Source organism: Porphyromonas uenonis 60-3, from assembly GCF_000174775.1.
GTDB lineage: Bacteria > Bacteroidota > Bacteroidia > Bacteroidales > Porphyromonadaceae > Porphyromonas > Porphyromonas uenonis_A.
On record NZ_ACLR01000118.1, the window covers coordinates 47,877 to 74,799 of the forward strand.

At 53.7% G+C, this 26,923-nt stretch carries 27 protein-coding genes and 1 riboswitch; of the genes, 6 read left to right on the plus strand and 21 right to left on the minus strand.

The window, feature by feature from the left end; translation table 11 throughout:
• Positions 1 to 7: 7 nt before the first annotated feature.
• Positions 8 to 967 (minus strand): signal recognition particle-docking protein FtsY, encoded by a 960-nt coding sequence (gene ftsY, locus PORUE0001_RS03400; protein ID WP_007365033.1) that lies wholly within the window; start codon positions 965 to 967, stop codon positions 8 to 10.
• Between the two features lie 29 nt (positions 968 to 996).
• Positions 997 to 2,163 (minus strand): carboxynorspermidine decarboxylase, encoded by a 1,167-nt coding sequence (gene nspC / locus PORUE0001_RS03405; RefSeq protein ID WP_007365036.1) that lies wholly within the window; start codon positions 2,161 to 2,163, stop codon positions 997 to 999.
• A 108-nt stretch (positions 2,164 to 2,271) separates the two neighbouring features.
• Positions 2,272 to 2,392: riboswitch (FMN riboswitch) on the plus strand.
• Between the two features lie 103 nt (positions 2,393 to 2,495).
• Between nspC and ribB the strand changes: the two genes are divergently transcribed.
• A complete protein-coding gene (gene ribB, locus PORUE0001_RS03410) occupies positions 2,496 to 3,131 on the plus strand; it encodes a 3,4-dihydroxy-2-butanone-4-phosphate synthase (RefSeq protein ID WP_007365056.1) in 636 nt (211 codons plus the stop codon).
• Positions 3,132 to 3,215: 84 nt separating this feature from the next.
• On the opposite strand, the gene PORUE0001_RS03415 is transcribed toward ribB, so the two are convergent.
• Both PORUE0001_RS03415 and bioD read right to left on the minus strand, forming a co-directional pair.
• On the minus strand, positions 3,216 to 5,474 hold the full coding sequence (locus tag PORUE0001_RS03415; protein ID WP_007365044.1) for a RelA/SpoT family protein: 2,259 nt from the start codon (positions 5,472 to 5,474) through the stop codon (positions 3,216 to 3,218).
• A 37-nt stretch (positions 5,475 to 5,511) separates the two neighbouring features.
• On the minus strand, positions 5,512 to 6,186 hold the full coding sequence (bioD, locus tag PORUE0001_RS03420; protein WP_007365069.1) for a dethiobiotin synthase: 675 nt from the start codon (positions 6,184 to 6,186) through the stop codon (positions 5,512 to 5,514).
• A gap of 769 nt (positions 6,187 to 6,955) precedes the next feature.
• On the opposite strand from bioD, the gene PORUE0001_RS03425 reads away from it, so the two are divergent.
• Together PORUE0001_RS03425 and rd are read left to right on the plus strand one after the other, a co-directional pair.
• Positions 6,956 to 7,207 (plus strand): GlsB/YeaQ/YmgE family stress response membrane protein, encoded by a 252-nt coding sequence (locus PORUE0001_RS03425; RefSeq protein ID WP_007365028.1) that lies wholly within the window; start codon positions 6,956 to 6,958, stop codon positions 7,205 to 7,207.
• 39 nt (positions 7,208 to 7,246) lie between these two features.
• Positions 7,247 to 7,411, plus strand: a complete 165-nt coding sequence (rd, locus tag PORUE0001_RS03430; protein WP_004330944.1) for a rubredoxin — start codon at positions 7,247 to 7,249, stop codon at positions 7,409 to 7,411.
• Between the two features lie 141 nt (positions 7,412 to 7,552).
• Here rd and mutY read toward each other — a convergent pair whose 3' ends face one another.
• The 15 genes from mutY to PORUE0001_RS11085 form a co-directional block, all read right to left on the minus strand.
• Positions 7,553 to 8,644: an A/G-specific adenine glycosylase gene (gene mutY, locus PORUE0001_RS03435; RefSeq protein WP_007365031.1), complete on the minus strand. Its 1,092-nt coding sequence runs from the start codon at positions 8,642 to 8,644 to the stop codon at positions 7,553 to 7,555.
• Between the two features lie 13 nt (positions 8,645 to 8,657).
• On the minus strand, positions 8,658 to 9,641 hold the full coding sequence (gene pfkA / locus PORUE0001_RS03440) for a 6-phosphofructokinase (protein WP_007365081.1): 984 nt from the start codon (positions 9,639 to 9,641) through the stop codon (positions 8,658 to 8,660).
• A 66-nt stretch (positions 9,642 to 9,707) separates the two neighbouring features.
• The gene (radC, locus tag PORUE0001_RS03445) at positions 9,708 to 10,511 is read right to left on the minus strand and encodes a RadC family protein (protein WP_007365102.1); all 804 of its coding nucleotides are present in this window, start codon (positions 10,509 to 10,511) and stop codon (positions 9,708 to 9,710) included.
• Entirely contained in the window at positions 10,508 to 11,479 is a 972-nt protein-coding gene (miaA, locus tag PORUE0001_RS03450; protein WP_007365032.1) for a tRNA (adenosine(37)-N6)-dimethylallyltransferase MiaA, read from the minus strand. The genes radC and miaA overlap by 4 nt, the downstream gene beginning before the upstream one ends.
• Before the next feature lie 18 nt (positions 11,480 to 11,497).
• Positions 11,498 to 12,043: an IS1096 element passenger TnpR family protein gene (locus tag PORUE0001_RS03455; RefSeq protein WP_007365046.1), complete on the minus strand. Its 546-nt coding sequence runs from the start codon at positions 12,041 to 12,043 to the stop codon at positions 11,498 to 11,500.
• A gap of 40 nt (positions 12,044 to 12,083) precedes the next feature.
• Complete coding sequence (folE, locus tag PORUE0001_RS03460; protein WP_232501413.1) at positions 12,084 to 12,626, minus strand: GTP cyclohydrolase I FolE; 543 nt, start codon at positions 12,624 to 12,626, stop codon at positions 12,084 to 12,086.
• Between the two features lie 153 nt (positions 12,627 to 12,779).
• Positions 12,780 to 13,208 (minus strand): SPOR domain-containing protein, encoded by a 429-nt coding sequence (locus tag PORUE0001_RS03465; protein WP_232501410.1) that lies wholly within the window; start codon positions 13,206 to 13,208, stop codon positions 12,780 to 12,782.
• A 44-nt stretch (positions 13,209 to 13,252) separates the two neighbouring features.
• Positions 13,253 to 14,017: a triose-phosphate isomerase gene (gene tpiA / locus PORUE0001_RS03470; protein ID WP_007365104.1), complete on the minus strand. Its 765-nt coding sequence runs from the start codon at positions 14,015 to 14,017 to the stop codon at positions 13,253 to 13,255.
• 16 nt (positions 14,018 to 14,033) lie between these two features.
• Entirely contained in the window at positions 14,034 to 15,335 is a 1,302-nt protein-coding gene (locus PORUE0001_RS03475) for a BT_3928 family protein (RefSeq protein ID WP_007365106.1), read from the minus strand.
• Between the two features lie 26 nt (positions 15,336 to 15,361).
• Complete coding sequence (locus PORUE0001_RS03480; protein WP_007365101.1) at positions 15,362 to 15,904, minus strand: DUF1599 domain-containing protein; 543 nt, start codon at positions 15,902 to 15,904, stop codon at positions 15,362 to 15,364.
• Positions 15,905 to 15,931: 27 nt separating this feature from the next.
• Positions 15,932 to 18,397, minus strand: a complete 2,466-nt coding sequence (gene lon / locus PORUE0001_RS03485; protein ID WP_007365052.1) for an endopeptidase La — start codon at positions 18,395 to 18,397, stop codon at positions 15,932 to 15,934.
• Between the two features lie 638 nt (positions 18,398 to 19,035).
• Complete coding sequence (locus PORUE0001_RS03490; protein ID WP_007365047.1) at positions 19,036 to 20,442, minus strand: aminopeptidase C; 1,407 nt, start codon at positions 20,440 to 20,442, stop codon at positions 19,036 to 19,038.
• Positions 20,443 to 20,456: 14 nt separating this feature from the next.
• Complete coding sequence (locus tag PORUE0001_RS03495; RefSeq protein ID WP_007365119.1) at positions 20,457 to 22,793, minus strand: hypothetical protein; 2,337 nt, start codon at positions 22,791 to 22,793, stop codon at positions 20,457 to 20,459.
• Positions 22,790 to 23,179, minus strand: a complete 390-nt coding sequence (locus PORUE0001_RS03500; RefSeq protein ID WP_316902726.1) for a non-canonical purine NTP pyrophosphatase — start codon at positions 23,177 to 23,179, stop codon at positions 22,790 to 22,792. Before PORUE0001_RS03500 ends, PORUE0001_RS03495 begins: the two co-directional genes overlap by 4 nt.
• Complete coding sequence (locus PORUE0001_RS11085) at positions 23,176 to 23,382, minus strand: non-canonical purine NTP pyrophosphatase (protein WP_316902729.1); 207 nt, start codon at positions 23,380 to 23,382, stop codon at positions 23,176 to 23,178. Before PORUE0001_RS11085 ends, PORUE0001_RS03500 begins: the two co-directional genes overlap by 4 nt.
• A 48-nt stretch (positions 23,383 to 23,430) precedes the next feature.
• Here PORUE0001_RS11085 and PORUE0001_RS03505 point away from each other — a divergent pair, with 48 nt between their 5' ends.
• Genes PORUE0001_RS03505 through PORUE0001_RS03515 form a run of 3 tightly spaced genes read left to right on the plus strand, consistent with a single transcriptional unit; the run spans position 23,431 to position 25,360 of the window.
• Positions 23,431 to 23,832 carry an MmcQ/YjbR family DNA-binding protein gene (locus tag PORUE0001_RS03505; RefSeq protein WP_007365055.1) on the plus strand — a complete coding sequence of 134 codons (402 nt, stop codon included), beginning with the start codon at positions 23,431 to 23,433 and terminating at the stop codon, positions 23,830 to 23,832.
• On the plus strand, positions 23,813 to 24,562 hold the full coding sequence (locus PORUE0001_RS03510) for a biotin--[acetyl-CoA-carboxylase] ligase (protein WP_007365115.1): 750 nt from the start codon (positions 23,813 to 23,815) through the stop codon (positions 24,560 to 24,562). Before PORUE0001_RS03505 ends, PORUE0001_RS03510 begins: the two co-directional genes overlap by 20 nt.
• Positions 24,563 to 24,571: 9 nt before the next feature.
• On the plus strand, positions 24,572 to 25,360 hold the full coding sequence (locus PORUE0001_RS03515) for a TrmH family RNA methyltransferase (protein ID WP_007365116.1): 789 nt from the start codon (positions 24,572 to 24,574) through the stop codon (positions 25,358 to 25,360).
• A 5-nt stretch (positions 25,361 to 25,365) separates the two neighbouring features.
• Here PORUE0001_RS03515 and dusB read toward each other — a convergent pair whose 3' ends face one another.
• Complete coding sequence (dusB, locus tag PORUE0001_RS03520) at positions 25,366 to 26,358, minus strand: tRNA dihydrouridine synthase DusB (protein ID WP_007365122.1); 993 nt, start codon at positions 26,356 to 26,358, stop codon at positions 25,366 to 25,368.
• A 2-nt stretch (positions 26,359 to 26,360) separates the two neighbouring features.
• A complete protein-coding gene (locus PORUE0001_RS03525) occupies positions 26,361 to 26,921 on the minus strand; it encodes an RsmD family RNA methyltransferase (protein WP_007365041.1) in 561 nt (186 codons plus the stop codon).
• Positions 26,922 to 26,923 lie beyond the last annotated feature (2 nt).

Consider the following 26,923-nt stretch of genomic DNA (forward strand, 5'->3'; position numbering starts at 1 on the left):
TACTGGACTAAAGCTCATCGCCAAAGATGGAGTCGACGAACTCACGCTTGCGAAAGACCTGCAGGTCCTCAATCTTTTCGCCTAGTCCGATATACTTGACTGGTACCTTAAATTGGTCGGAGATACCGATGACGACACCGCCCTTTGCCGTTCCATCAAGCTTCGTGATGGCGAGGGCAGAGACATCGGTGGCTGCGGTAAACTGCTTTGCCTGTTCGAAGGCGTTCTGACCCGTGGAGCCGTCGAGGACGAGGAGTACTTCGTGAGGCGCATCGGGTACTACCTTCGCCATGACACGCTTGATCTTAGAGAGCTCATTCATCAGGCTCACTTGGTTGTGCAGACGACCAGCCGTGTCGATGATGACTACGTCGGCATTCTGAGCGACGGCCGACTGTAAAGTGTCAAAGGCTACCGAAGCGGGATCCGAGCCCATCTGCTGCTTGATGACTGGCACGCCGACACGCTCTCCCCATATCTCTAGCTGCTCGATGGCGGCTGCACGGAAGGTGTCCGCAGCGCCCAGTACGATGCGCTTGCCCTGCTGCTTGAACTGATAGGCGAGCTTGCCGATGGTGGTTGTCTTGCCCACGCCGTTGACACCAACGACCATGATGACGTAAGGATGCGCCTCGGCAGGGAGTGTGAAGCTCTCCCCATCGGTTGTGCCATTCTCCGCAAGGAGCGCTGCCACTTCGTCACGCAGGATGCTTTTGAGCTCGCTCGTGCCGACATATTTGTCCCGAGCCACACGCTCTTCGATACGCTTGATGATCTTGAGCGTCGTGTCCACGCCCACATCACTCGTCACGAGTATATCCTCGAGATCATCGAGGATGGCATCGTCAACCTTGCTCTTGCCAGCTACGGCACGAGTCAGCTTGTCTACCATAGAGGTCTTGCTCTTTTCTAGACCTGTGTCGAGTGTCTCTTTCTTCTTCTTTGAGAATAGTCCGAATAGTCCCATAGTTGGTCTCTTTCTTCTAGGTTAAATGATTAGTCCATGCGAGACTTGTAGTCCGAGTAGTCAAAGCTACGGAGCGTCTCCACGGAGCCGTCGAGATGACGCAGCGCAATGGCGGGATGCTGTACACCATTGAACATGTTGGTCTTGACCGTCGTGTAGTGTAGCATATCCTTGAGGACGAGCGTCTCGCCAATCTCCAGCGGATGGTCAAAGGTCCAGTAGCCCATGTAGTCGCCACTCAGACAGCTGTTGCCCCCTAGGCGGTAGCTGTGCGTGCCAGGCTCGGGCGTGTCGCATTGTGTCGCCCCCTCCACGACTGGATGGTAGGGCATCTCAAGACAGTCAGGCATGTGACAGGCGAAGGAAACGTTCATAATAGCCGTCTTGATGCCATCGTTGGTGACAATGTCCACCACCTGAGCGTAGAGGTCGCCCGTCTGCCAAGCGAAAGCACTGCCTGGCTCCATAATAATTCGCAAGTTGGAGTGCCGCTCACGGAAAGCTCGTAGCAACACTACCAGATGCTCCGTATCGTACTCCCGATGCGTCATCAAGTGTCCGCCCCCGAGGTTGAGCCACTGCACCTTATCTAGGATAAAGCCAAAGCGCTCCTCGAGACGCTCCAGCACTAACTCTAGTTGCTCGTCATCGCCTTCGCAGAGGACATGCAGATGCACACCTTCTAGTCCTATCAAAGCACCCTCTTGCTCCATCTGTTGTAGCGTCTCGGCACTCACGCCGAAGCGTGTTCCTGGCAGGGCGGGGTTGTAGATCTCCGTCTTGACAGGCGAGTAAGCTAAGTTTAGCCGCAGACCGTAAGAGATATGCTCGGCTGCGTAAGGTGAGGCGGGTCCGAAGCGCTGCCACTGGGTGGGCGAGTTGAGCGTGATGTGACTACTGTAGCGCACGAAGTCCGCAATATTCTCCTCACTGTAGGCTGGTGTGTAGGCATGCACGGGCGCTCCCATCTCCTCGTAGCCTAGGCGAGCCTCCCACGGAGAACTAGCCGTACTGGCGTGGATGTACTCCTTAAATATAGGGAAGGTGCGCCAGAGAGCGTACGCCTTGAAGGCTAAGATAATCTCCACGCCCGCCCGCTCTGCTACGGATCGTATCAGCTCTAGGTTACGTCTCAGGAGAGACTCCTCTAGTAGGTAGTAGGGTGTGGTAATCTTGTGGGGTTGCATAGGGAGCATTGTACTTAATCTCCTGCAAAGGTACTAAATAGCAAGAGTAGCACCAAAAAGCGCCCCGACATCGCTCCTGATGGCTATGACGATAGGTTGCTTTTTTGTACCTTTGCGACTGATTCAAGAGGAGAGGTGCAATTCCTTACCGGTGGTATAGTCCACAACTCCCATAGCGGGACTGATATGGTGTAACTCCATAACCGACGGTGATAGTCCGGATGGTATTCGAATCAAGATGCCACTGACCCTGTCGGGGCTTCGGATCTACAGGTCGATGCATCTACTTTTGTGTACCACAGATCCTCGTGCTTTTTATATAAACTCAAAGTAACAAGGAAATGGGACAGACCAAAACAATTTCCCCAGCCGTAGAGGCTCGCATCCAAGCTGCCGTCCAAGCCCTCAGAGATGGGCGTGGCATCCTACTCGTAGATGATGAAAACCGTGAGAACGAGGGCGACATCATCTTCTCCACAGAGAGACTTACTCCACAAAACATCGCACTGATGATCCGTGAGTGCAGTGGCATCATCTGCCTTTGCCTCAAGCCGAAGAAGTGCCAGGAGCTCAACCTCCCTCAGATGGTACAGCACAATACTTGTGTGAACAACACTGCCTTCACAATCTCTATAGAGGCCAAAGAAGGGGTCACGACAGGTGTCTCGGCACATGACCGCTACGTCACCATCACGACGGCAGCACGAGCCGATGCCAAGCCAGAGGACTTAGTGCATCCAGGACACGTCTTCCCGCTACAAGCCAAAGAGGGTGGCGTGCTCGAGCGTCGAGGACATACGGAGGGCAGTATAGATATAGTCTCCATTGCGGGGCTAGGCGATACGGCCATCCTCTGTGAGCTAACCAACGAGGATGGGACGATGGCTCGTATGCCAGAGATTCAGAAGTTTGGTGCAGCGCACGATATGCCAGTCCTCACGATTGAGGATATCGTCGCCTACCGCCAGCAAAGCTAAAACAACAATCAGCAAGACCAATAGAAAAGGAGACTACCGCCCACGAGTGGTAGTCTCCTTCGCTCTGTTTAATCACGCTCCGTATCAGTAGATGCGGTAGGCGTTGCTAATGCCTGGAGCCTGCTTGAGCGCTGCGCAGAGTTGCTCTACCTGCTCAGCTGAGTGTACCTCTAGTCCCACCTTTCCTCCGAAGATACCGTCTTGCGTCTGGAGCTGTACGGAGGCGATATTGATCAGGAAGTCTTCCGTAATCACCTGCACGATCCCATTGAGGATACCCTTAGAGTCGATACCTTCGATCATGATCGAGCCCGTGAAGAGCGTATCTCCCTGATCGCCCCAGATGGTCGAGAGGAGCTTATTGCCCGTGCTACTCTTCAGACGCATAGCCTCGGTGCAGGTGCGCTGATGCACCACTACCTGGTTGTCTATGACGAAGGCGACCACCTCGTCGCCAGGGAGCGGATGGCAGTCGTCAGCCATGACGTAGTTGCTCTTGATAGCATCGCTCTGGAGGAGGTAAGGCTTCTTGTAGTCTATCTCACTGATCTGAGAGATAGATTCTGTAGGCTTGGGCATGGACTCCTGCTTGCCTATGAGAGCCTCCTTGACCGACTTGAAGAAGCGATTGCTCTTGCTCGACTTGATACGCTTGTAGAGCGACTCCACTAGATTGACCGTGCCAGAGCCTACAGCGTAGAAGAGGTCCTCACGCTTGTGAAAGCCAAAGAGCGCTGCCACAAGATCCATATGTCCCGCATCAACAGAGAGATCGTGCTGCTCGAAGTAGTTGATCACGCTCTCCTCGCCTTGGCTGATGAGCTTGCGACGCTCCACACGGAGGAACTCATTGATCTTGCTCTTAGCCTTAGCCGTCTTGACATACTTAAGCCATAGCGCTGAGGGCTTTTGATTATTGCTGGAGATGATCTCCACCTGGTCACCACTCTGTAGCGGATGGCTGAGAGGCACTAGCTTGTGATTGACCTTGGCACCGATACAAGTCTGTCCAAGTGTTGAGTGAAGTGCATAGGCAAAGTCCAGCGGGGTACTCTCGTGAGGGAGCGTGATCGGATCCCCCTTGGGAGTAAAGACCATAATATCATCTCCATAGAGATTGAGCTTGATCGTGTCCAAAAAGTCCATGGCGCTCGAGTCCGGATTCTCCAGTAGCTCGCTGATCTGGTCGAGGAACTTCGTAATCTCTTGATCCTCCTCCACACCGTCCGACTTGTACTTCCAGTGAGCTGCTAGTCCCCGCTCATCTATCTCATCCATCTTGCGGCTACGCACCTGTACCTCGATCCACTTGCCCGTGGGGCCCATGACTGTAAAGTGTAGTGCGCGGTAGCCATTGCTCTTGGGCTGAGCGACCCAGTCACGCGTCCGCTCATTGTTGACACGATAGAGGCTCGTGATGTCGGTATAGATACCCCAGCAAGTCTCCTTGACATTGAGCCCTGGGGTTTCCTCAAAGATAATGCGTACGGCGTAGAGATCGTATATCTCCTGAAAGGGGATCTGCTTCTTCTGCATCTTCTTCCAGATCGAGTAGCAAGACTTGACACGCGTCTTCATCTCGTAGTCCAGCCCACGAGCCTTGAGCAGGGGGTGCACAGGTGTGCTAAACTGCTTGAAGAGCTCCGCACGAGACTGCTCCGTGTCAATAATCTGGTTGCAGATATCCTCGTAAGCCTTCGGGTGCTCATGCTTGAAGACCAGTTCCTCGAGCTCTGTCTTAATAGCGAAAAGCCCTAGACGGTGAGCTAGCGGTGCGTAGATGTAGAGAGTCTCGCCCGTTATCTTGAGCTTCTTATGCTCAGGCATAGAGCTCAGGGTACGCATATTGTGCAGACGGTCGGCAATCTTGATAAGGATCACACGAATGTCTGCATTCATCGTCAGGATCAGCTTGCGAAAGTTCTCCGCCTGTAGGCTCTCTATGTTTCGCTCGGTCAGTATCTCGCTACTAATCTTGGTTAGGCCTACGACTATCTGAGCCACCTTAGGGCCGAAGAGCTGCTCTATATCCTCCTCCGTGTACTCCGTGTCCTCGATCACGTCGTGGAGTAGGGTAGAGACGATCGATGTAGAGCCTAAACCTATTTCACGGCACACGATACGAGCCACTGCGAGCGGGTGCATGATGTAAGGCTCTCCGCTCTTGCGTCTGACCCCCTCGTGAGCCATCCGTGCGAAGGTAAAGGCGCGCTGTATCACCTCCACCTTCTTGCGGTGATTCGAGTGCTCATAGTCATAGATCAGCGCATCGTACTCTCGCTGTATCATCTCCTCGTCGGAGAGTGTCGAGTTACTATAATCTACGGGGTAAATGTCTTCCATATCTTAGGGGAACGAAAAAAGGGGTTAGACAGAAGCTCTATACTATAGGCATCTTCATAAAGAGACACGAGGGCAGATGCTCCTCGAGCCATCCCTGGAGATAGGCAATGGTCTCACGCTCTATCGTCGCGTCCTGCTCAGGGTATACATTATATATAAGGTAGCGCACCTCAATGCCTCGGTGCATGCAAGCATCAATACTGAGTAGCGTGTGATTGATGCTGCCTAGCTTGCCATTGGTGACGAGAGCTACCTGTGGATCTTCCTGCTGAGCTATGTAGTCTATCGTGAGGAGCTGCTCGGTGAGTGGCACCATCAGTCCTCCAGCGCACTCTACAAGCAGAGGCTTAGCGCCCAGCTCTTGCAGATGGCGGGTAGCCTCGTTGAGTCGCTCGGGGTCTATCTCCCCACCATCCATACGTGCTGCCAGGTGAGGTGAGCAGGGGTAACTGTAAAGGTAGGGGCAGGTGAGCCCCTGGCGGTCCCACTCCGAGAGAGGCTCTCCGAGTAGACGACGATGCGTCTCTATATCCTCACTGATCTCATGGCATCCCGTCTGGACCAACTTCATCGAAGTGCAGGCTGTATGACCCGCCTCTCTGAGCGTACGTATGAGGAAGGCAGTCCCATAGGTCTTCCCTATATCGGTGTCGATACCACAGACATAGATCCGATTAGGAGGAGAGACCAATTGCATTGCATCACTATTCATAGCGTTATCTACTAAGTGGAGGAGGGCAATCTCCTCTATCTACAAAGGTACAGAATAGCTATCAATTGGCGAACATGGCTGACGCATTATAATTGCTCCGTTAGGAGTTACACATTAGCGACAAGCGAGACTTGGATGAATTCATTATATAGTATTGCTGTCCGACTACTCAACTTCGACCAAACTACAGTTTTCTTCGTAGGAAACTCTAGTTTCATACCTAGGAAACTCTAGTTTCATACTTAGGAAACTTTAGTTTCATGCCTAGGAAACTTTAGTTTCACCCAAGTGGTACTGATAGTTAGCTCATTTCTGCAGAACGATCTACCCGATGCCCCCTCAAAAAGCTTTCACTGGGCAGCAATAACTATATATAATGCGTCAGCCCTGAATTGGCGAACGGTCGGCCGTTCCTCCCGAGGAATTTGCCTATAGCTCGCTGGAAAACGATTTTTCTTCACGGAGGGCCGAAATAAAAGTTCGGAAGAATGAAATGAAACTTCGGAAGAAAGATTTCGAAGTTCCGAAGAATTTTTTCGTTCCTCACTGAGGAATGAGAGATATCCACGGAGTAATTCTTGATTTCCTCCGTGGTGGCATAAATGAGCCCGCTGAGTACGATGCGTTTGCTAGAATATGGAATAGACAAAATTGTCTATGTCAAAAGATTAGATTAACTTTGTCATCGCAGAGGGGGCTTGTACCACTAAGAAGTCCCCGACGCATGGCTGTTAAGCCAACATTTACGAACTATTAAACACTGAATACTATGGGACTACTTTGGAGTTTGCTAATAGGTCTTGCGGCAGGAGCTATCGCAGGCTGGATCATGCGAGGTCGCTCACTGGGTTGCCTATGGAATATAATCATCGGTATGCTCGGAGGTCTTGTCGGAGGCTGGGTCTACAGCTTCTTCGGAGCCACGGCAGGTGACTCGTGGTGGGCGCAGCTAGTCTGTGCCGTCGTGGGTGCCTGTGTGATACTTCTAGTAGTAGGACTCTTCAATAAAAGGAAAAGGTAGCCCCCGTTCTAACTAACACTCTATTACAAAGAAAGAATTATGAAAAAGTACGTTTGCGATGTATGTGGCCATGTATATGACCCTGCAGAGGGCGATCCCGATAGCGGTATAGCTCCAGGCACACCCTTTGAGGATCTACCTGATGACTGGGAGTGCCCACTCTGTGGTGTCTCCAAGGATCAGTTCTCTCCAATGGAGGACTAAGCCTGTGCCACGTCATCACTAGATGACACAACAACTAACAAAGAGGTGCCCTATGACCAATTACTTGGTTGTAGGGCACCTCTTCTGTTGAGGAGCTAATGACTCCTGCGGCAGGCGAACAGGAAGACGTGGATGAAGTAACTATTTAGCAGTCTCAATATGGGAGGTGAGCTGCTGGAGTGCTTTCTTGAGCGTGATCGGGAGTGCTAGCCACTCGCTCTCATCGTGTAGCGGTACCCACACACCGCCATCGGGCAGCCGTGGGGTGCTACTGTCAGGGAGTATGGTGTAGTAGCAGTCGATGTAGAGCTGTCGGTGCGTGAGCCGATGCTTATATCGTCTGAAAGGGCGTAGCGGGCAATGCGCTAGTGCTGCAGGTGGCTCAGGGAGAGGCTGTAGGAGTAGCTCCTCTTGCGGAGCTACGGGCTGGTCGTATAGTAGTGTGGGCTGGTAGAGCTTGGCCCATATGTCGCCTGTGGGGCGCTGGTAGAGTATCGTCTGCCACTGGTCTAGTCCTCTCTTGAGTACAAAGAGATAGCCTAAGTGTCGGGGCTGGACGGAGAGCTTGAGCGCTTTGCGTGGTAAGCTGGCTCGCTCAGGGCTATCGGCAGAGGGGCATTCGCTGCGGACGGGACAGCGGGTGCAGTCACATAGCTGAGGGGTGCAGATGAGTGCGCCTAGCTCGATCATCGCTTGGTTGTGTAGTCCTGGATGTGGCGCTTTTTCGACCAATTGTCTGGCTAGAGCGGTGTAGTACTTCTTTCCCTGGGTGGTGTCTATCGGTTCCTCAGAGGCATAGAGCCGACTCAGTACGCGGAGCACATTGCCATCGACGGCGGGGTATGGTTGATCATAAGCAAAGGAGAGGACGGCTCCAGCGGTGTAGTCGCCAATGCCAGGGAGGGCGCGGACTGACTGGTAGTCAGCGGGGAAGGTGCCGCCCAACTCATGGACGATGAGCTGAGCTGCACGATGTAAGTTGCGAGCACGGCTGTAGTATCCCAGCCCCTCCCAGAGCTTGAGCACCTCATCAAGCGGTGCTATAGCAAGGTCTGAGACGGTGGGGTAGTGCTCGACAAATCGTAAATAGTAGCTCGTCCCCTGATCTATCCGCGTCTGCTGTAGGATCACCTCACTGAGCCATATACGATAGGGGTCGTGTATGTCTCGCCAGGGGAGCTTACGATGATTCTCTTGGTACCAGCTGTGTAGCTTGGTGAGCAGTGTACTCAAGTGTGGAGCTTCTTTAGATAGAGAGCATGTGTAGCAGGTCGATGAGCTCGGGGTCGATGCGCTTTTGCTTTTTGGTAGCCTTGACAAATGGTACGTAGACGATCTCATCGTTGTCATACCCAATCATCACATTGCGCTGCTCATCAAGGAGCGCCTGCACGGCGGCTGCACCCATTCGGCTACCCATGATACGGTCGGTAGCACACGGTATACCACCTCTCTGTAGGTGCCCTAGGATGGTGACACGGATGTCAAACTTAGGGTAGCGACGCTTGAAGTCATCTGCGATGAAGAGTGTCTGCCCCTCGCGCTCCCCACTCTCGGTGACGAGGATGATGCTGCTGCTCTTGGTCTTGCGGAAGCCACTCTCGATCATCTTCTTGAGCGACTCGGTACTGGTGGGGTCTTCGGGGATGAGAGCGCCCTCAGAGCCAGTAGCGATAGCGCCATTGAGTGCGAGGAAGCCAGACTCACGTCCCATCACCTCGACGAAGAAGATGCGCTCATGGCTTGAGGCGGTGTCTCGCAGCTTGTCAACAGCATCCATAATGGTATTGAGAGCTGTCGTATAACCTATCGTAAGGTCGGTGCCAGCGAGGTCGTTGTCGATGGTGGCTGGGATGCCTACGGTGGGGAGGTTGTGCTCATTGGCTAGTAAGCGTGCACCAGTGAGAGAGCCGTCGCCTCCGATGACGACGAGCCCATCGATCTCATTTTCCTGGATGACTTGGTAGGCGCGAGCACGTCCTTCGGGAGTCTCGAACTCATGGCTTCGGGCTGTCTTGAGGATTGTACCTCCACGCTGTATGATGTTGCTTACGTTCTCGACGGTAAGCTCTATGACATTGTTTTCAATAAGTCCTGTATAGCCTTTGATGATGCCACATACAGAGATACCGTGGTATAGAGAGGCTCTGGCGACGGCACGTATAGCGGCATTCATGCCTGGGGCATCACCGCCCGATGTGAGTACGCCAATTCGTTTGATGCGATTCATGCGTGAGAGTGTTAGTTAGATAGTTATCTATGCCACAAAGGTAGTACTTTTACCTCAAGTGTGGAGCTAGAGCGATGCGAGCAGACCATTGTCCGCAAAGCTCAGGTAGTGGGAGCGCTCGCCGTCAGAGGTGACGGAGGCGTGGTAACGACCGAGGATGAGGTGGTCGTTGAGACGTATGTTGCAGACGGAGGCTACCTGCTTGACCCGCTTAGTGAGGTCCATATCCTCGGCACTGGGCTGTAGGTGACCCGTGGGGTGATTGTGCGCTAGTATGATAGCCGAGGCGTAGTGCGTGATGGCGGGAGCCAAGATAAGGCGCAGATCGGCTACAGCGTGGCTGACTCCTCCTGAGGAGACCAATTCGTCCTTGATGACTCGCCCTGAGGCATCTAGATAGAGGCACCTTAGCTCCTCATGGTCTAAGCTCTCTAGATGACGTCTTAAGACGCGATAAGCGTCTAGGCTACAGGTGATCGGTGTGCGCCGAGGCGGTGGTGTGTCTCGTAGTCTGCGTCCCAGCTCGATGGCTGCGAGTATGGTACAGGCGCGTGCATCACCTAGTCCAGCAAATCGCTTTTTCTTCTCTCCTGGTTCGCAACCTGTAAGGTAGGCATGGTCTATCTCTAGGAGCTGACCTAAGTCGTTATCTAGACCCGTCATGATCTGCTTCGCTAGGTCTAGAGCTGAGTCCTTTTCCGTGCCAGAGTTGATGAAGATAGCCAGCAACTCAGCATCTGAGAGGTGCCGAGCGCCAAGTCTGAGGAGCTTTTCGCGAGGACGGTCCTCCTCGCTCCACTGCTTGATGGTGGTCTTAGTAGAGACCTTGGCTAATGGCTTGGCTGGCTGAAGGGGTGAGTCTGCTTTCATCTGGTGGTCTGTGGCTGGGTGAGTAAGTCTTGCTGGATACGCTCTAGGAGGGGTTCCCAGGGTGTGGACAGGTCAAGCGGAGCGAACTCGTGATGGCGTCGCTGCCAGGTGAGTTGCTTACGGGCAAAGTGGCGACTATTGCGCTGTATGAGTCGTATCGCCTCTGCTAGATCGTATTGCCCATCGAAATGTGCAAAGAGCTCTTTGTATCCTACCGTATTGAGCGCATTGAGCTGACGATGAGGGTAGAGCGCCTTAGCTTCCTCGACCAAGCCCTCCTCAATCATCATCTCCACGCGCTGGTTGATGCGCTGGTAGAGCTCCTCACGGGGACGTGTCAGGGCATAGGTGAGCAGACGGAAGGGGCGGTCGGCATCTTCGCCTGAGTGGTAAGAGGAGAGTGGCGCACCGCTGCTGAGGTACACCTCTAGCGCATGCATCACACGACGATGATTGCAATGGTCTACCTTATTATAGTACAGCGGGTCAACGAGCTGTAGTTCAGCAAGGATGCCTGCCAGACCCTCTCTCTGATAGCGCTCGTGAAGCTGCGCACGTACCGCTAGATCAACAGGGGGGATGTCGTCTATGCCACTACAGATAGCGTCAATGTAGAGCATTGATCCACCGCAAAGGATGACGACGGTCTGCTCCCGAAAGAGTTGCTCTAGGAGCTTTATCACCTCTAGCTCATAGCGCCCAGCACTATACGGTTCAGTGATCTCATGGGTCGCTACGAAGTAATGAGGAGCTAGTCGTCGCTCCTCTTCCGTGGGGGTGGCGGTGCCGATCGGCATGCCACGGTATATCTGCCGAGAGTCTGCCGAGAGGATCGGTAAGGGCTGGGCGGTGGAGCCTAGACGACGAGCCAGTGCTATAGCAAAGGAGGTCTTGCCTACGCCTGTAGCTCCTGTGAGTACGATCAGTGTAGGGGAGACCTCCTTCAGTTTGCCCGTGCAGCAGCTCATCGGAGAGGATGCTAGCTCTTACTCTTCATCTACGATGCTAAAGCCATCGCTGGAGAGCTCGTCAGCATTAAAGAGCTCCTCGCCAAAGGCTTCGTCCATCATCCCTAGAGGAGTATCGCCAGAGAGTGCGTCACCGCCTAGACTGCCGACAAACTCCTCGGGATTCGTCTGCCGAGGCTTCTTGCCCTCTAGAGAGATGATCTGGGGGCTGTACAGCGAGCCACTATGTATCTTGACTAGCTGAAGGCGTAGATAGCGATCCTCAAAGAGGTCAAAGAGATAACGCATCCGCGCTCCTGTCTCGTCAAGCAGATCCTCTAGGCGAGAGCTTTCGATATCATATTGGTTGCCAGCATCGGTCTCAAAGAAGTCGTTAGAGGCTACCTGTCCGATCTCTTCCCAGCGATCGTCGCAGAGATAAAACATACCGATTGATGCTGGGTCAAAGTCTAAGGTGTCTATTAGCAGATCCATGAGCTGAGCAAAGGTGGTGTCAGCTTGTATCTCAAAGTCTAGAGAGAAGGTCTCCTCAGCCTCAGAGGTTACGTGATAGTGATGTATCATAAATGGTTTCGTGCCGTGTGAACTAAGTGAATATGCAGGGCTAACTCTTACGTACTAGGTTGAAAAACTCCTCACGAGTCTTCGACTCTTTGAAGGCTCCCGTGAAGTCGCTCGTCGTAGTGAACGAGTTTTGCTTCTGTACGCCACGCATCTGCATACACATGTGCTGTGCCTCGATGACGACGATGACGCCTAGTGGTGAGAGCGCCTGCTGGATGCAGTCTTTGATCTGTGTGGTCAGTCGCTCCTGCACCTGTAGACGACGGGCGAAGACATCGACGATGCGAGGTATCTTGCTAAGCCCCGTGATATACTTGTTGGGGATGTAGCCTACATGTACCTTGCCAAAGAAAGGTAGCATGTGATGCTCGCAGAGAGAGTAAAAGTCTATATCCCGTACGATGACCATCTGCTGGTAATCCTCTCTAAAAGTAGCAGCACGTAGGATCGCTAAGGGGTCTTCTTGGTAGCCCTTGGTGAGGAAGTGGAGTGCCTTAGAGACTCGCTCGGGAGTCTTGAGTAGCCCTTCACGGGTGGGGTCTTCGCCTAGCTCTGTGAGGAGCGCATTGACGTGACCTTTCATCCGCTCTAGCTGTGACTCAGACAGAAAGTCGCTGACCACGTAGTTCTGATTAGTGTGTAATATCTTCTGGGGCTCTTCCATGTATGTAAAGATGGTTTTCAGGAAAAAGAGTTCTAATGATAAGTCGGTGGATGATACAGATGTGAGTAGATCCTAGTGCGAGCGTAGCTTCTCCCGCACGATGTAGGCTTCTCGCATGAGTCGTGGGTGGGAGGCACGCAAAGCGTTGAGCTGCTGCTGAGCCTCTTGTCGCGAACCGTAGTCGCCGACCGATAGACGCCAGAAGGGGGCGCTATAAGTGACGTAAGCAGAGAGCTCAGGCACAGCACCCCTCACTTGGCTAGCTAAGCGGTAAGCTTCCTGCTTAGCACCACGCATATTGCTCGTGTAGACCTGTATGCGATACCCCGTTCGGACGCTTGACCTAGCGGTATGAAAGGTCGTCTTGCCTACGAGATTGCGCAACCAGTTAGGCTGCGTGATAGTCACGTTGCCTCCACTGCTTTGTGCAGTTATCTGGGCGAATATGTCCTGCTCCTGAGTGCGCTCCTGAGCTACAAGCGAGCCCGAGAGTACGGTCACACTCAAGAGTAGGACGAGTGAATGCCTGATAGGCGCTAGAAGCCTCATTTATTTGCTGTGATAATGGGTAAGAATGTATCGGCCTTGAGTGCAGCTCCTCCGATGAGTCCGCCATCGACGTCGGGTTGTGAGAAGAGCGCCTCAGCATTCGAAGCCTTGCAGCTACCTCCGTATAGGATCGTGGTGAGGTCTGCTAGCTTCTTGTCAAAGAGCGATGCCACCGTCTGGCGAATGTGCTGGTGCATCTCTTGTGCTTGCTCAGGCGTTGCCGTCAGGCCAGTACCGATAGCCCATACAGGCTCGTAAGCCAAGACGATTTGCTCCATCTGCTCGTGAGAGAGATGTCCTAGGGAACCACGTAGCTGCTCATCGACCACCTCGAAGTAGCGGTTTGCCTCACGCTCAGCCTGCTGCTCGCCAACGCAGAAGATGACTTTGAGCCCATGAGCTAGAGCCTGATCAATCTTCTGAGCCAGTAGCTCGGCGCTCTCCTTGTGATAAGCACGGCGCTCGCTATGCCCGATGATGACGTAGGTGCAGCCACAGGAGCGTATCATCTCAGCGGACACCTCGCCAGTGTAAGCACCAGCCTCGTGTGCTGAGCAGTCCTGTGCAGCATACTCTATGCTACTTCCTGCGAGCAGTCCCTTCATCGCTCCCAAGTGAATGTAAGGAGGAGCTAGGATTACCTTACAGGGGTTGCTGAGCTTAGCCACCTGCTCTTTGATCTCTGTGATGAGTTGGAGCCCTGCGTCGAGGGTCATATTCATCTTCCAGTTTCCAGCTACGATGAGTGTTCTCTTGTCCATGATATTGTTGTGTTGGTTATTTAGTCTTGATTTGATACTCGGAGTACTTAGACTTGTCCTCCCACTGTACGCTTTGGATTAGCATGACAAGGCAAAAGATAATCCAAGCAACGAGGAGCCCCCAACGCTCTATGTGCAGTCCAGCGTGAGGTGCTTGTCGTAGTAAGGCGGAGAGCTTTTCGTAATCCTGATCTGTGTATTTGTCGGGCAAGTCTCGAGCAGCTCTCTTGTCTAGGATGACACCGTCAGAGACCAGTATGACAGAGGGCTGCGCCCGTGCCATCGTCTTGATCGTTGTCCCATCGCAAAAGTAGAGCGGATAGGCGGCTGCCGTCTTATTGCGCCAGCGTCCACGCTCTTCGGGCGTACTGCCAGAGATGCCGTACATAGCGACACCGACAGACTCAGCCCAGTCGTAGAGTGCGTTGAGCTTGCGTCCCATCTGTATGGGTATCGTCTCCCAGTTTGGCGTTATGACCCATATCTGCGGACTCTCATTGAGTAGCATCGTCTGAGTCACCTCTCGCTCTGTCGCTTGCTGAGAGCTTCCTCCCGCATAGATCGCAAAGTCCATGACAGGAGGCTTGTAGCCCTCCTTGATGACCCGCTCCTGGCGGTCTATGTAAGTCCATGTGGAGTCGGGGAGCTCCTCCATATTAAATGTCTCTCGCAGCCCATTCTTCTCATAGATAAAGAGGTACTCGATCTCCTCCTGAGGCGCATTCTCAGGGATCATTGTCAGCTCTCGTAGCGAGGCACCGACCTTGTAGGGGCGAAAGTCTATGAGTGGTAGATGCCTTAGGTTTCCTCCCACGAAAATACCCCAGCCCAATAGAAGTAAAGCCGTAGCTACGGAGCCAGTGATACCGCGCAAAGGACGGCTCGCCTTGCGGTAGGTGAGCAGGTAAACTATCGTGACAGCCATGAAGAAGACATTCTTGCCAAAGGTCTGCCAATTGGTCAGCTTGAGCGCATCGCCAAAGCAACCGCAATCGCTGATAGGGTTAAAGAGCGCTAAGTAAAGCGTCACCAGCGTCATCACTCCCATGAAGAGGGTCGTGGCCCAGGCTGTGAACCTCCTCCAGAGTCCCATCAAGAGAAAGCCTCCGAGGAGGAACTCAAAGGAGCAGAGTGCCACCGAAAGTGCGGGAGCCATAGCTTGCAGACTTCCCAGTCCCATCACTCTGAGGTACTCCTCTATCTTGATCGCACCTCCTATAGGGTCTACCCCCTTGACAAATCCCGAGAAGAGTAAGAGAGCTGCTAGTAGGATGCGGGAGAGCTCGGATAGGATGTATTGGACTCGTTGACAGCTCATAGGATTATCTGTAAATGTGGTGTACGCTATGCCTGATCGAAGCGCAACTTGATGAGTGCAAAGATAGCGTAGTTTATCATATCCTGATAATTAGCCGCTATGCCTTCGCTCACCAGCGTCTTGCCTGCGAGGTCTTCGATCTCCTTAGTGCGAAATATCTTTGTCAGTATGATGTCAGTTATCGAGCTAATACGCATCTTGCGCCACGCCTCGTCGTAGTCGTGGTTCTTGTCGACCATCAGCTGGTAAGTCTCCTCGATGAGTTGGTCGTATAGCTCCAGTGCCTCTTCGGGCGATAGGTCAGGTTTGTCGCTCGGTGTGCGCTCTAGCTGTATGAGACCGATGATGCCATAGTTGACGATGCCTATGTACTCGTTGTCTACGTCCTCATCGACACGCTGCTCCGCCTTCGTCTCTAGGGAGCGTATGCGTAGCGCCTTGATCATGATCTGATCCGTGAGTGAGGAGGGACGCAGGATACGCCAGGAAGCTCCGTAGTCATGTAGCTTCTGGGCAAAAAGCGTCCTACACTCTGCGACCACCTTATGATACTGCTGCTCTGTATTCATAGACTCTAAAGTTTTAGGGGCGTGTGGCTAATCGTTGAGCGCTAGGTCCAGCACCTCCTTGATCGTCTCTACATAGGAGAAGGTCAAGCCCTCAATGTATATAGGCTTGATGTCTAAAATGTCCTTCTCATTCTCTTTGCTCAGGATGAGCGTCTTGACGCCAGCCCGCTTGGCAGCTAAGATCTTCTCCTTGATACCACCCACGGGGAGGACACGCCCTGTGAGCGTTATCTCACCACTCATGGCGATGCGTGGCTTGACCGTGCGCCTGGTCAAAGTCGATACGAGCGAAGTTGCCATCGTGATACCAGCACTCGGACCATCCTTCGGAATAGCCCCCTCGGGGACGTGTAGATGTATCTCCAGCTTGTCAAAGGTGCTCTCAGGTATCTCCAGCTCCTCGCAGTGAGCCTTGATATAGTCTAGAGCGATGACGGCGCTCTCCTTCATCACATCTCCTAGATTGCCCGTGAGAGTCACTTTGCCCTCCTTGCCACGATGCGTAGAGCTCTCAATGAAAAGGATTTCTCCACCTACCTCAGTCCAGGCTAGACCCGTGACGATGCCTGGCATGCCAAAGTCCTGCCATATGTCTCGTGTGTAGGGTGGCGTGCGAAGGTCTTGCTGTATGATCTCAGGAGTGATCTGTACGCTGTACTTCTGGCCCATGGCGACACGCTTAGCCTGCTTACGCATGAGCGCTGCGAGGTTCTTCTGTAGTGACCTCACGCCACTCTCTCGTGTATAGCCCTCGATGAGATAGGTCAGAGCGTCGGTGTCTATAGCAAACTGGTCGCTCGTCAGTCCGTGCGCCTCCAGCTCCTTAGGTACGAGATGACGATGAGCTATCTCGACCTTTTCCTCCAGTAGATAGCCCGACACCTGTATCAGCTCCATACGGTCTAGGAGCGGACGCGAGATGGTGCTGAGCGTATTCGCCGTAGCGATGAAGAGCACCTTGCTCAGGTCATAGTCTACGTCTAGGTAGTTATCGTGGAAGGCCACATTCTGCTCTGGGTCTAGCACCTCTAGGAGCGCTGCTGCGGGGTCGCCCTTGTAGTCTGACGAGATCTTGTCTATCTCATCTAGTACGAAGACTGGATTGCTCGTCCCCGCCTTCTTGATGCTGTCTATGATACGTCCGCACATTGCTCCTATGTAGGTGCGTCGGTGTCCACGTATCTCCGCCTCGTCGTGCAGACCTCCGAGGGAGATTCGCACATACTTACGCCCGAGGCTCTCGGCGATGCTCTTACCCAGTGAAGTCTTACCCACACCTGGAGGGCCGTAGAGACAGAGTATCGGGGACTTGAGGTCGTTCTTGAGCTTGATGACGGCTAGATGCTCTAGGATACGCTCCTTGACACGCTCTAGGCCGAAGTGGTCACGGTTTAGTATCTCCTCCGCATGCTTGAGGTCAAACTGATCCTGACTATACTCCTGCCACGGCAGGTCAATCATCAGGCGCAGGTACTGTAGCTGTATCGAGTACTCGGGAGCTTGCGTCGGGATGCGCTCTAGATTGCCCAGCTCACGGTCGAAGGTTTTCTGCACCGCTTCGCTCCACTGCTTTTTCGTCGCAGCCTCACGTAGCTCTGCGATTGTTTGGTCGGCAAAGTCTCCCTCGCCCAGTTCCTCGCGGATGGTACGTATCTGCTGCTCTAGAAAGTGCTTGCGCTGCATCTCGTCCATGTCAGACTGAGTCTGCTTGGCAATCTTCTCATTGATCTGTACGAGCTCGCTCGTCTGGCGCACATAGCTGATCAGCTCCATGACCAGTTCCGTCGTATCGGCGATCTTCAGTAGCTCCAGCTTAGCTCGATAGACTAGTGAGAGATAAGCTGCAGTAAAGTTGATGAGGAAGGGGAGATTGTTCTTAGCATTGAGTGCCTCGACAAAGTCCTCAGCACCCTCCATGTGTCGTATTTTGACCAGCTCGACCAGTTCGTAGCGTAGCTTATTGAACGCAACAAAAAGCTCCGTGTCGTTTGTCAGACAATTCTCCGTATTGGGTAGTAATCGTGGTGACTCGACCCGGCAGCGCAGGTAGGGATTCGTCTGCGTATAGTTGCTGGTGTGGACACGTATGACGCCTCGTATGATCGCTACGACATTGTCTGGCGAGGGGTGAATCATATCCTCGACGATACAGAGTACGCCTACCTTGGCGAGCGAGCTGGGTGTGATGGGGGTGTCGGGGTCTGATCCGATGTAAGTCGTGGCAACGATGTATTGCCCCTTAGACATGGCGTTGCTCACGGCATCTATCTGCTTGTCCTCAGTCAGCATGACTGCCTGCAAGACACAGGGAAAGAGGACAGCGTTGAAGACGGGTAGCACGGGAAAGGTACTATGAAAGAGTACCTTAAGAGCGTCATGCTCATCGTCAAGTATCTCATCTTCATCTATAACGTTCGGCAAGGGAATGACCATGCCCCCTGAGCCAACGTTGGGCAATGCGGTCTCCACAAAGTCGTAATTGTCTTCTTTCATATCGGCGATATTAGCTATCTATTGCTTAAATCTGCTTGTAACGTTTGCAAATATACCACATTTATCCGAGTAGACGTGGGAAGGGGAGCGACCAAAGCTACCTCACGGTGCCTATAAATAGCAATCTCCACGGAGGAATAGACAGATAGCTCCGTGGAAAGCGGATATTCTCCACGGAGGCGCGAAATAAAAGTTCGGAAGAATGAAATGAAAGTTCGGAAGAAAGATTTCGAAGTTCGGAGGAATTTGCCGTTTGCTCCCTGGAGAATCTCAATTTCCTCGGTAGAAAGTTCGTTTCTTCGACAATTCGCCGAAATAGGTCCAGGATAGCTCAACACTATAAATACGAGGAAATCCAATTCCCATCGGATGAAAATCCATTTTCATGCGGATGAAAATCCATTTTTATGCGGGAGAAAATCCATTTTCATAGGCATGAAAATAAATTCTCATAGGGGGGTGGCAAAGTTTCCTCATAGGGTGACGCCAGCTGACACGCAGAGATAAAGCAACAGGCTCAACCGCCTCGACGAAGCGATTGAGCCTGCTCTAGTTGCTCTGTGTGCCTGAAGTTAGATAGCGATTAGTGCGATAGGCGTGCTATCCGATGTGCTGAGGCGGAGGGCACTACTTGACGACTACTCTTCGGCACGAAACATAGGACTCCACGGGGGTAGTAGCTTGGGTGTCTTGCCCTGAAGCTCCTTGGCACGTGGCGTGAGGTACTTTTTATTGACTACTAAACGGAAGGTGTATGCGTCAAACCATGCGTCCGTCATGATCAGATGCCCCTGATGTCCAGAGGTGGCGCCCCAGCTGTTCTCGACCATCCACTTGGTCGGCTTGCCCGACTTGTCTAGGTCTACTGCTACGAGTGTCATAGCGTGTGTGGAGCCACTGTCAAAGGATGCGATGCGCTCGCCCTTTGTCATAGTCATCGGTACGCCCGTAATAGCTTCGTAGTCATCGTAGCCGAGGGTGAGTAGGCCAGACTCTTTATTGAGCTCCTTGCCTACGTCACAAGAGTAGTACATCATGCTGCCATCCTTGAGGGATGCGATGGCCATCTGTTTGATCTCCTCCATCGGGAGGTTGATGTAGGTCCAGTCCTTGCCGTCCCATGCGTGGCGATCATACTCGATAGCGTAGGTCTCGTAGTAGGGCTGCGAGGGGTCGTTCATAATCATCACGTAGTCATCCTTGAGATTGAGACCGATATGCTCCTTGTAGAAGCTTAGCGGGGTGTACTCCTTGGTTGAGAGGACCTTGCCGTCAGCATCTCTGAGGGTGTACTCAAAGGTGGTGGGCGGTGTGCCAAGGTTGAGGCAGAGGAGACGGTAGATGGCTTGGAGGGTAGTCTCCTTCACCTTGCGCAGATCAGCCAGTGTGGCGCCTTGCTCGGCCTTGGCGCGGAGCTCCATACCACCCTGTCGGAGGAGCTTGGCTATGAGTGAGGAGAGGCGTGAGGTGTTGTTGCTACTGTAGGTCTCGGGCATCACGTCACTGGGCACGACACCGTACTTGAGGAGGTTGTCCGAGATACCGGTGAACTGCCCGCCGTCATTGATCGGGTGCTGGAAGAGCCACTCCACCTTGCGGTCAGTGATGGGGAGCGTGCGAGTCTCGAGGATGCCCTCGAGGAAGAGGTTGGCCTTCTCTAGCTGATCCCAAAAGAAGGAGTAGCAGTGGGAGAAGTAAAACTCTCCGAGGTTGTTGTCCTTGATGAACTTAGCCCGCAGGACGTTGAGTCCGGTGAAGAGCCAGCAGCGCCCAGATCTCTTCTGATCCGTAATCCCCTTCGTGGGTACTCGGTAGGTGAAGTGGTCATCGGGCGGTGTCGCGAGTTCGGCATTGGCGAGTACCATGCCGTTCTGTACGATACTATTGTGGAGGGCTCGCTCGGCAGGAGCTTTTGGAGTAGCTTGCTGGAGCTTCTGTAGGAGCTTGGGTGTGATGGCACCTTCGCTGCGGTTGGAGCTTTGACTCTGTGCTAGTAGCATGACGCTGGATAGTAATAGGAGTAAGGGAAAGAGAAGTTTCTTCATAAAAGCGATATAGATTATATGACGGCAAAGGGTATGGAGTAGCTGTGCTTGCCCTCGCTGTCGGATAGTAATGCGTGGTAAATGCCTGAGGGGTAGCGCTCACCGCTCGGTAGGCGGGTGGTGATGGTGAGTTCGCCTGTCTGCGCTACCTCCTGATAGATCAGATTGCCCGCACCGTCTAGGATGCGTACGGTAGTGCCGGCGGGGAGCTGGGTGAGGGTGATGAGGTCTGGGTCCTCGGGGCGTAGCGGGTTGGGGTAGATGTAGACCTCTTTGCTCTGTGCGGACCAGTCACTCGTCTGACCTATATAGAGGGAGACGAGTCCTGCCGAGGTGGCGATGTAGAGGACTCCTCGCTCCTTGTCGATGGCGAGGGAGAGGACATCGTTGGTGAGTAGGGGACTATTGTCCTTGGTGTAGTGTGCTAGGAGCTTGGTGCCATCGGAGGAGAGGAGGTAGAGCCCGTCTGATCCAGTGCCACACCATTTATTGCCGAGCGCATCGATGGCGATGGCGGTGATGGGCATATTGTCGAGGACGTAGTAAAGGTTGGGCTCCTGTCCCCCTACGGGTCTAGAGGCTAGCGGGGTGCTTTGCGAGATGAAGCTACTGGGATTGGCGACGCAGATGGGCCCTTTGTCAGTAGCTATCCAAAGGCTACCCGATGGATCTAGAGCTAGGTCGTAGTAGCGCTTGGCGGCAATCTCCTTGCCAGTACGATCGACAAACTTAGAGACGAGGCGATACTCGTCGTCTGACTGATCTAGCGGTGTACCCTTGTCGTCAAAGATGAAGACACCGTTATTGCCATCAGCACTGCGGTGGTATATGAGTAGCCACTTGACACCATTGGGTAGCGCCAGCATAGGACCGAAAGCGTTGACCAACTCTATGTCTGGGTACGAGATAGCTTTCATCGTGCCATCAGGAGTGCGCACTACGAGGGGGTTGGCTACCAACCCTTGACCTTGCGCCATCCATAGGTTGCCACGAGGGTCGTAGCAGAGGGAGCCGACACGGACGTTGTGTGCTGTGGGTGAGTCATTGTCCCAAGCTCTGACGAATGGAGCATTGTCTGGAGTGTATCGATTGAGGATCAAGCGCCCTTGGATCTCATAGAGTCCTTCGCCCCAAGAACCAACGAAGTAGTGGTTAGCGTCATGCGGGTCAACGGCGATGGAGACGAGGTCGTAGACGGGGATGTAGTTGGTCTGCTCGACGATCTGCCAGTAGGTCCAGTTGTCCCATCGCGGTGGGGTGTAGATCTGGATGTGACCTGGTATCCAGAAGGCGTTGTAGTTACGCCCTCCGCTGACGGAGTAGAGCCTGCCATGCTGAAAGGTGATGTAGAAGTGCTTATTGACCTTTGGGGCATTGGCTTCAAGGGATAGCTTGTCGAGAGAGACTTTGCCCTCGGAGGCGGAGGCGAGATTGGCTTTGTAGAGAGAGCCCCCCGCTGTGAACCATAGCCGATCTGCTGAGCTGTCGCCTGAAAGACTCTGCAGACGGGCGGGTAGATCAATGCGTATGCGTTCGCCTCCAGATCGCCATACGAGTAGCGAGTCAGCGCCTGCGACGGCAACGCCATCGGCTAGCGGGAAGAGACGCTGTGCCCAGCCACTCTGCGCCATCATCTGAGGGGTAGCACTGGCTTGGGTTAGCGTGGTGCGATAGAGGTTCTTCAGGCTGTCTATGTACCAGAGCGAGCCATCGGGTAGGGCGGTGATGGAGGTCATTTCCTTTGCTGGTAGACCGCTGATGAGGCTCCATGAGGCGGGGTCTTGGAGATTTTGCGAGAGGGTACTAGAGCGTAGCCCTTCCTTGGTTAGCGCATAGAGCTTTTCGTCTAGAGCAAAGGCGTCTAGCACCTCTTTGCCTAGGAAGGCTGTGGCAACGATCTGATGATTGTTGAGATCGATCTGCATGAGCCCAAAGTGACCAGCGATGAAGGCGTACTCCTTATAATAGAAGATGCGCGTGGCGGTCTTGTCGTTGAGGTTGCTATTGTCGCTGATGCCTACAAGGTTGTAGATGTGGTCACTGTAGATGAGGTCAATACGCCCCGAAGCGTAGTAGACGGTGGTGACCTTGTGGCTAGGCGAGTAGCGGATCATACGAGCGTCGAGGTCGCTGATAGGGGTCAAGCCATCAAGGAGGTGGATCTCATTGGGATGCTCTGGAGAGACGGTGCCGATGACGCCCTCGGTGGTGAAGAGTACCTGCTCGGGCAGATCAGCGACAAGCTCTACATCTCCTACGGCTAGATGCCACTGCCACAGTGGCTCTTGAGCTGTTAGCGGGAGGGTGCACAGAAGGAGCGGGAGGAGGAGTAGGTGTATGGAGGCTTTCATAGGCTGTGCTGGGTAAGGTATGTGCGGAGCTGGTCAACGGCTCGTGTGCGGTGGCTGATGGCATTCTTCTCTTGTGGACTCATCATGGCAAAGGTCTTGTCAAAGTCCTCTGGTACGAAGAGGCTGTCGTAGCCAAAGCCTTCGGTGCCCTCCTCGTGGTCAATGATCCGTCCTGCGACATGACCTACGAAATGGTGCTGCTCTCCCTGACTATCGATCAATACGATAACGCACTCGAAGTAAGCGCGCCACGGCTCGGGGTGTGAGGCTAAGGAGTCCAGGAGGTGCTTCCTATTGGCCACGTCGTCACCGTCACGACCAGCGTATCGAGCTGAGTGCACGCCTGGGTCACCGCCTAGCGCCTCGACAAAGAGCCCCCGTATCATCTGCAATGCAGGGCTTGTGGTAGAGGTCGTAGAGCCGCTTGCGCCTTGATGGTGGCATTGCCTAGGAGCGTGGAGGCGCTTTCGTCGGGAGCTGTGTAGTGTCCTAGCGAAGAGGCTGAGCGCACTTCGCAAGTATCTCCGAGCATCGACTGGATTTCGAGGAGCTTGTGAGCGTTGTGTGTGGCAAGGTAAAGGACTTTCATCGTAACTTTGTGGAGGTTCTACATAAGGTTGGTTACAAAAGTACTGAAATGAATGGGATAAGCCAAATAGATGAGCTCTGTCGTCAGTTGCCCTACTGCGAGGTGGACGCGCCTTTTGGTCCAGAGGTGGTGACCTACCGTCTATCGCGACGCATCTTTGCGCTGCTGTGGCTGGAGCATGATCCAGGCATGGTGTCGCTCAAGGTGAACCCTGATTTGATAGAGCCATTGCTGGGTCGGCATAGTGACCTGCAGCCCGCCTTTCACCTGAATAAGAAGCACTGGGTACAGCTGGAGCTGCCGACTAGTGAGTCTGAGGAGTGGATCGCTCGGCTCTTACGTCACTCCTATGCGCAGGTGTGGCGCAAGCTCCCGAAGATCCAGCAGCGTCTCCTGCCCCTCGGAATAGAAATCTATAACCAAGCACAGAATGAGCAAGATCTCCTTTGAGATAACCGAACTAGGCCACCCGATAGAGAGCACCTACGACTACCTGGTCAAGCTTCTACAGGAGAGGCCCAGCCTCCCCTCGGGGACAGTCATACATACGGACTATCAGACGGCAGGACGAGGACAGCTAAACAATAGTTGGTTTAGTAGTCCTCGGCTCAATGCGCTCCCTTCAATATACCTCCGTCTAGATCGACCTTTGCAGCAGATTTGGTCTATCAGTGAGGCGACCGCCCTTGCGGTTTATAAGAGCTACAAGGAGCAGCTTTCTAGCGAGGATACGATTGAGATCAAGTGGCCGAACGACATCTTCGTCAATGGCCACAAGATAGCTGGCATCCTGATCCACAACGCTCTGGCCGAGGGCTCGGTCGCAGAGACGATTATTGGGATCGGAATGAATATCAACGAGGAGGCTTTCCCGCCTGAGCTCCCGCAAGCGATCTCTTTGCACCTTGTGACGGGGCAGACCTATGATGTGAAAGCTTTTCTCCGCCAGATGCTCCGTCATCTAGGAGAGCAGCTTGCTCGTCAAGACTATGCGGCACTGCACGCAGAGTACAACGATCTCCTTTACCAGCGAGGCATTCGGGCTCGCTACTGTGATGTCGCCACGGAGGAGCCGTTTGAAGCAACGATCCAGGAGGTAAGCCCTCAGGGACAGCTCGTCCTAACGACCACTACGGGGGAGGAGCGACGCTACGCCTTCAAAGAGATTGTCTACCTATAATATAAGAGTATGTCTGAGCGCACGAAAATAGAGCACCGCCCTCTCACCCATGCAGAGGTGAAGCTGATTAAAAGCTTGCAGCTGGCGAAGTATCGTCGGCAGTCCAACCTATTTATCGCTGAGGGTGAGAAGTTGATCGGCGAGATGCTACCAGCTTATCGCTGCCAGCTACTCGTTGGTACAGCGGAGCTAGTCGAGCCTCTGCTAGAGCGATGCCCAGCGAGCATTGCCGAGGCTGTAACCCTGCCTGACCCGAAGCAGATAGAGCGGGTGAGTGGACTGAAGAGCCCTCGTCCGCTACTGGCGCTTTGCGAGATCCCAACCATAGAGGCTCCCCAAGCGTTGCTACAACCCACGCTCCTTCTAGACGATGTGCAGGACCCAGGCAATGTCGGGACGCTCCTACGCACTTGCGACTGGATGGGCATTAGACAGGTTCTCTGCACAGAGGGATGCGCAGACATCTATTCGCCCAAGGTGCTACAAGCGACTATGGGCGCTTTGGCACGTGTGCAGGTTTATCGCTACACCGATAGGACAGCTCTGCTCACGATGCTGAAGAAGACGGAGATACCTGTGATAGGGACCTTCATCGATGGCGTACCGCTTCGCACATTGCGGCTGGCATCTGAGCAACCTTATATATTGGTACTAGGCAATGAGGGTAATGGTATCTCGCCCGAGCTCTCGGCTCTAGTCTCTCAGAGGATTACGATCCCGTCGCCCGTCGATAGCCATTGCGAGTCGCTCAACGTAGCGGTCGCCGGCGCTATCGTTATGGCGCATCTGATGCTTTAGCCTAGCTAGCCCTCCGTCTGAGGAAGCAGAGGCTCCACCTGCGCTAGCACATCGTCCAGGTCGGCTAGGGTGGGGGCTTGGAGCATCGCTATGCGTAGCGCACGGAAGTTGGGGATGCCCTTAAAGAGTGGTGTGGCGGCTAGGTGGCGACGACTATGCAGGATGCCTCGGCGCTCGTCCAGCTTCTCAATATTCTTATGCACGATTTCTTTTAGGATCTCTAGTTGTTGCTGAGAGCTTAGCTTTGGTGCTGTAAAGGTTGGGTCGACGGCAGCACGCATTTCGCCAAAGATCCATGGCTGTCCGATAGCTGCTCGTCCGACCATCACCCCATCCACGCCATAGGTGTCAAAAGCGTGCCGCACCTCCTCGCCTGTCGTTATATCGCCATTGCCGATGATCGGGATCTGAATCTCAGGATTGGAGCGCACCTCTCCGATCAAAGTCCAGTCAGCGCTCCCCTTGTACATATCGCTGCGCGTACGCCCGTGTATGGTCAAAGCTGCGATGCCACAAGCCTGTAAGCGTGGCGCCAGCTCGGTAATGATAAGACTGTTGTGATCCCACCCTAGACGTGTCTTGACCGTTACGGGGCAATTGGCCGCAGCGACCACTGCAGCGGTGATCTCTAGGAGCAGCTCGGGCTCACGAAGCATACCACTGCCAGCACCTTTGCCCGCTACCCGCTTGACGGGACAGCCGAAGTTGAGATCGAGTAAGTCAGGCTCCAATTGGCAGGCTATACGTGCCGCCTCGCACATCGTCTCCACATCACGACCGTAGATCTGTATGGCTACGGGACGTTCTGCCGGGTCTATACGCATCTTGCGCATTGTACTGGGAACGTAGCGTACGAGCGCATCGGCACTGATGAACTCGGTGTAGACGAGGCTCGCGCCAAACTGCTTACAGAGCAGGCGAAAGGGCGCATCGCTCACATCCTCCATCGGTGCGAGCAGTAGCGGGCGAGAGCCTAAGTCAAGGGTGCTTATCTGCATAGCTATTCTTCTGTCGGAGCGAAGCAGGTAAACTGTACGGCGCTGTAGGACTTGTGCCAAGCGAAACGAGCGGACCTAGCAAAGTCCACCGTGTCGGGGTGCTCTAGTACGAAGATAGAGCTAGGACACCACGCTTTACTGGCGAAGAGTAAGTCGGGTATATCCTTTATCCACGGCAAGTTGTAGGGTGGATCGGCAAAGATCAGGTCGTAAGGCTCCCCATCGTACTGACGTAAGTACTGCTCTACGGAGCGATTGAGGACGAGGAGTTGCTTGCTCGAGAGGATCTCTTTGTCTAGCGTGTCAGCGGCCGACCTAATGAAGGCTGCATGCTTAGGATGCTTCTCGATTGATGTCACCGAGGCTGCTCCTCGAGAGACGAACTCGAGGGAAATACTTCCGATACCCGCAAAGAGATCCAACACCCGCATACCCTCCACATCATATTGTGCCGAGAGACTGTTAAAGAGCGCCTCCTTGGCAATGTCTGTCGTGGGGCGGAGCGTCAACCCTTTCGGCGGGGAGAGACGACGGCGACCATATTTGCCTGCTATAATGCGCATCG

Bases quoted from the DNA above. Each gene is read 5' to 3' on its own strand.
- PORUE0001_RS03475 (WP_007365106.1), bottom strand. From the start codon at position 15,335: ATGAGCTGTCAACGAGTCCAATACATCCTATCCGAGCTCTCCCGCATC.
- PORUE0001_RS03495 (WP_007365119.1), bottom strand. From the start codon at position 22,793: ATGAAAGCCTCCATACACCTACTCCTCCTCCCGCTCCTTCTGTGCACC.
- dusB (WP_007365122.1), bottom strand. From the start codon at position 26,358: ATGCAGATAAGCACCCTTGACTTAGGCTCTCGCCCGCTACTGCTCGCA.
- ribB (WP_007365056.1), top strand. From the start codon at position 2,496: ATGGGACAGACCAAAACAATTTCCCCAGCCGTAGAGGCTCGCATCCAA.
- lon (WP_007365052.1), bottom strand. From the start codon at position 18,397: ATGAAAGAAGACAATTACGACTTTGTGGAGACCGCATTGCCCAACGTT.
- bioD (WP_007365069.1), bottom strand. From the start codon at position 6,186: ATGAATAGTGATGCAATGCAATTGGTCTCTCCTCCTAATCGGATCTAT.
- PORUE0001_RS03500 (WP_316902726.1), bottom strand. From the start codon at position 23,179: ATGATACGGGGGCTCTTTGTCGAGGCGCTAGGCGGTGACCCAGGCGTG.
- PORUE0001_RS03455 (WP_007365046.1), bottom strand. From the start codon at position 12,043: ATGATACATCACTATCACGTAACCTCTGAGGCTGAGGAGACCTTCTCT.
- ftsY (WP_007365033.1), bottom strand. From the start codon at position 967: ATGGGACTATTCGGACTATTCTCAAAGAAGAAGAAAGAGACACTCGAC.
- PORUE0001_RS03415 (WP_007365044.1), bottom strand. From the start codon at position 5,474: ATGGAAGACATTTACCCCGTAGATTATAGTAACTCGACACTCTCCGAC.
- radC (WP_007365102.1), bottom strand. From the start codon at position 10,511: ATGAAAGCAGACTCACCCCTTCAGCCAGCCAAGCCATTAGCCAAGGTC.
- nspC (WP_007365036.1), bottom strand. From the start codon at position 2,163: ATGCTCCCTATGCAACCCCACAAGATTACCACACCCTACTACCTACTA.
- tpiA (WP_007365104.1), bottom strand. From the start codon at position 14,017: ATGGACAAGAGAACACTCATCGTAGCTGGAAACTGGAAGATGAATATG.
- pfkA (WP_007365081.1), bottom strand. From the start codon at position 9,641: ATGAATCGCATCAAACGAATTGGCGTACTCACATCGGGCGGTGATGCC.
- PORUE0001_RS03425 (WP_007365028.1), top strand. From the start codon at position 6,956: ATGGGACTACTTTGGAGTTTGCTAATAGGTCTTGCGGCAGGAGCTATC.
- PORUE0001_RS03480 (WP_007365101.1), bottom strand. From the start codon at position 15,904: ATGAATACAGAGCAGCAGTATCATAAGGTGGTCGCAGAGTGTAGGACG.
- PORUE0001_RS11085 (WP_316902729.1), bottom strand. From the start codon at position 23,382: ATGAAAGTCCTTTACCTTGCCACACACAACGCTCACAAGCTCCTCGAA.
- miaA (WP_007365032.1), bottom strand. From the start codon at position 11,479: ATGAGCTGCTGCACGGGCAAACTGAAGGAGGTCTCCCCTACACTGATC.
- PORUE0001_RS03490 (WP_007365047.1), bottom strand. From the start codon at position 20,442: ATGAAGAAACTTCTCTTTCCCTTACTCCTATTACTATCCAGCGTCATG.
- PORUE0001_RS03505 (WP_007365055.1), top strand. From the start codon at position 23,431: ATGAATGGGATAAGCCAAATAGATGAGCTCTGTCGTCAGTTGCCCTAC.
- rd (WP_004330944.1), top strand. From the start codon at position 7,247: ATGAAAAAGTACGTTTGCGATGTATGTGGCCATGTATATGACCCTGCA.
- PORUE0001_RS03515 (WP_007365116.1), top strand. From the start codon at position 24,572: ATGTCTGAGCGCACGAAAATAGAGCACCGCCCTCTCACCCATGCAGAG.
- PORUE0001_RS03510 (WP_007365115.1), top strand. From the start codon at position 23,813: ATGAGCAAGATCTCCTTTGAGATAACCGAACTAGGCCACCCGATAGAG.
- PORUE0001_RS03525 (WP_007365041.1), bottom strand. From the start codon at position 26,921: ATGCGCATTATAGCAGGCAAATATGGTCGCCGTCGTCTCTCCCCGCCG.
- folE (WP_232501413.1), bottom strand. From the start codon at position 12,626: ATGAAAGGTCACGTCAATGCGCTCCTCACAGAGCTAGGCGAAGACCCC.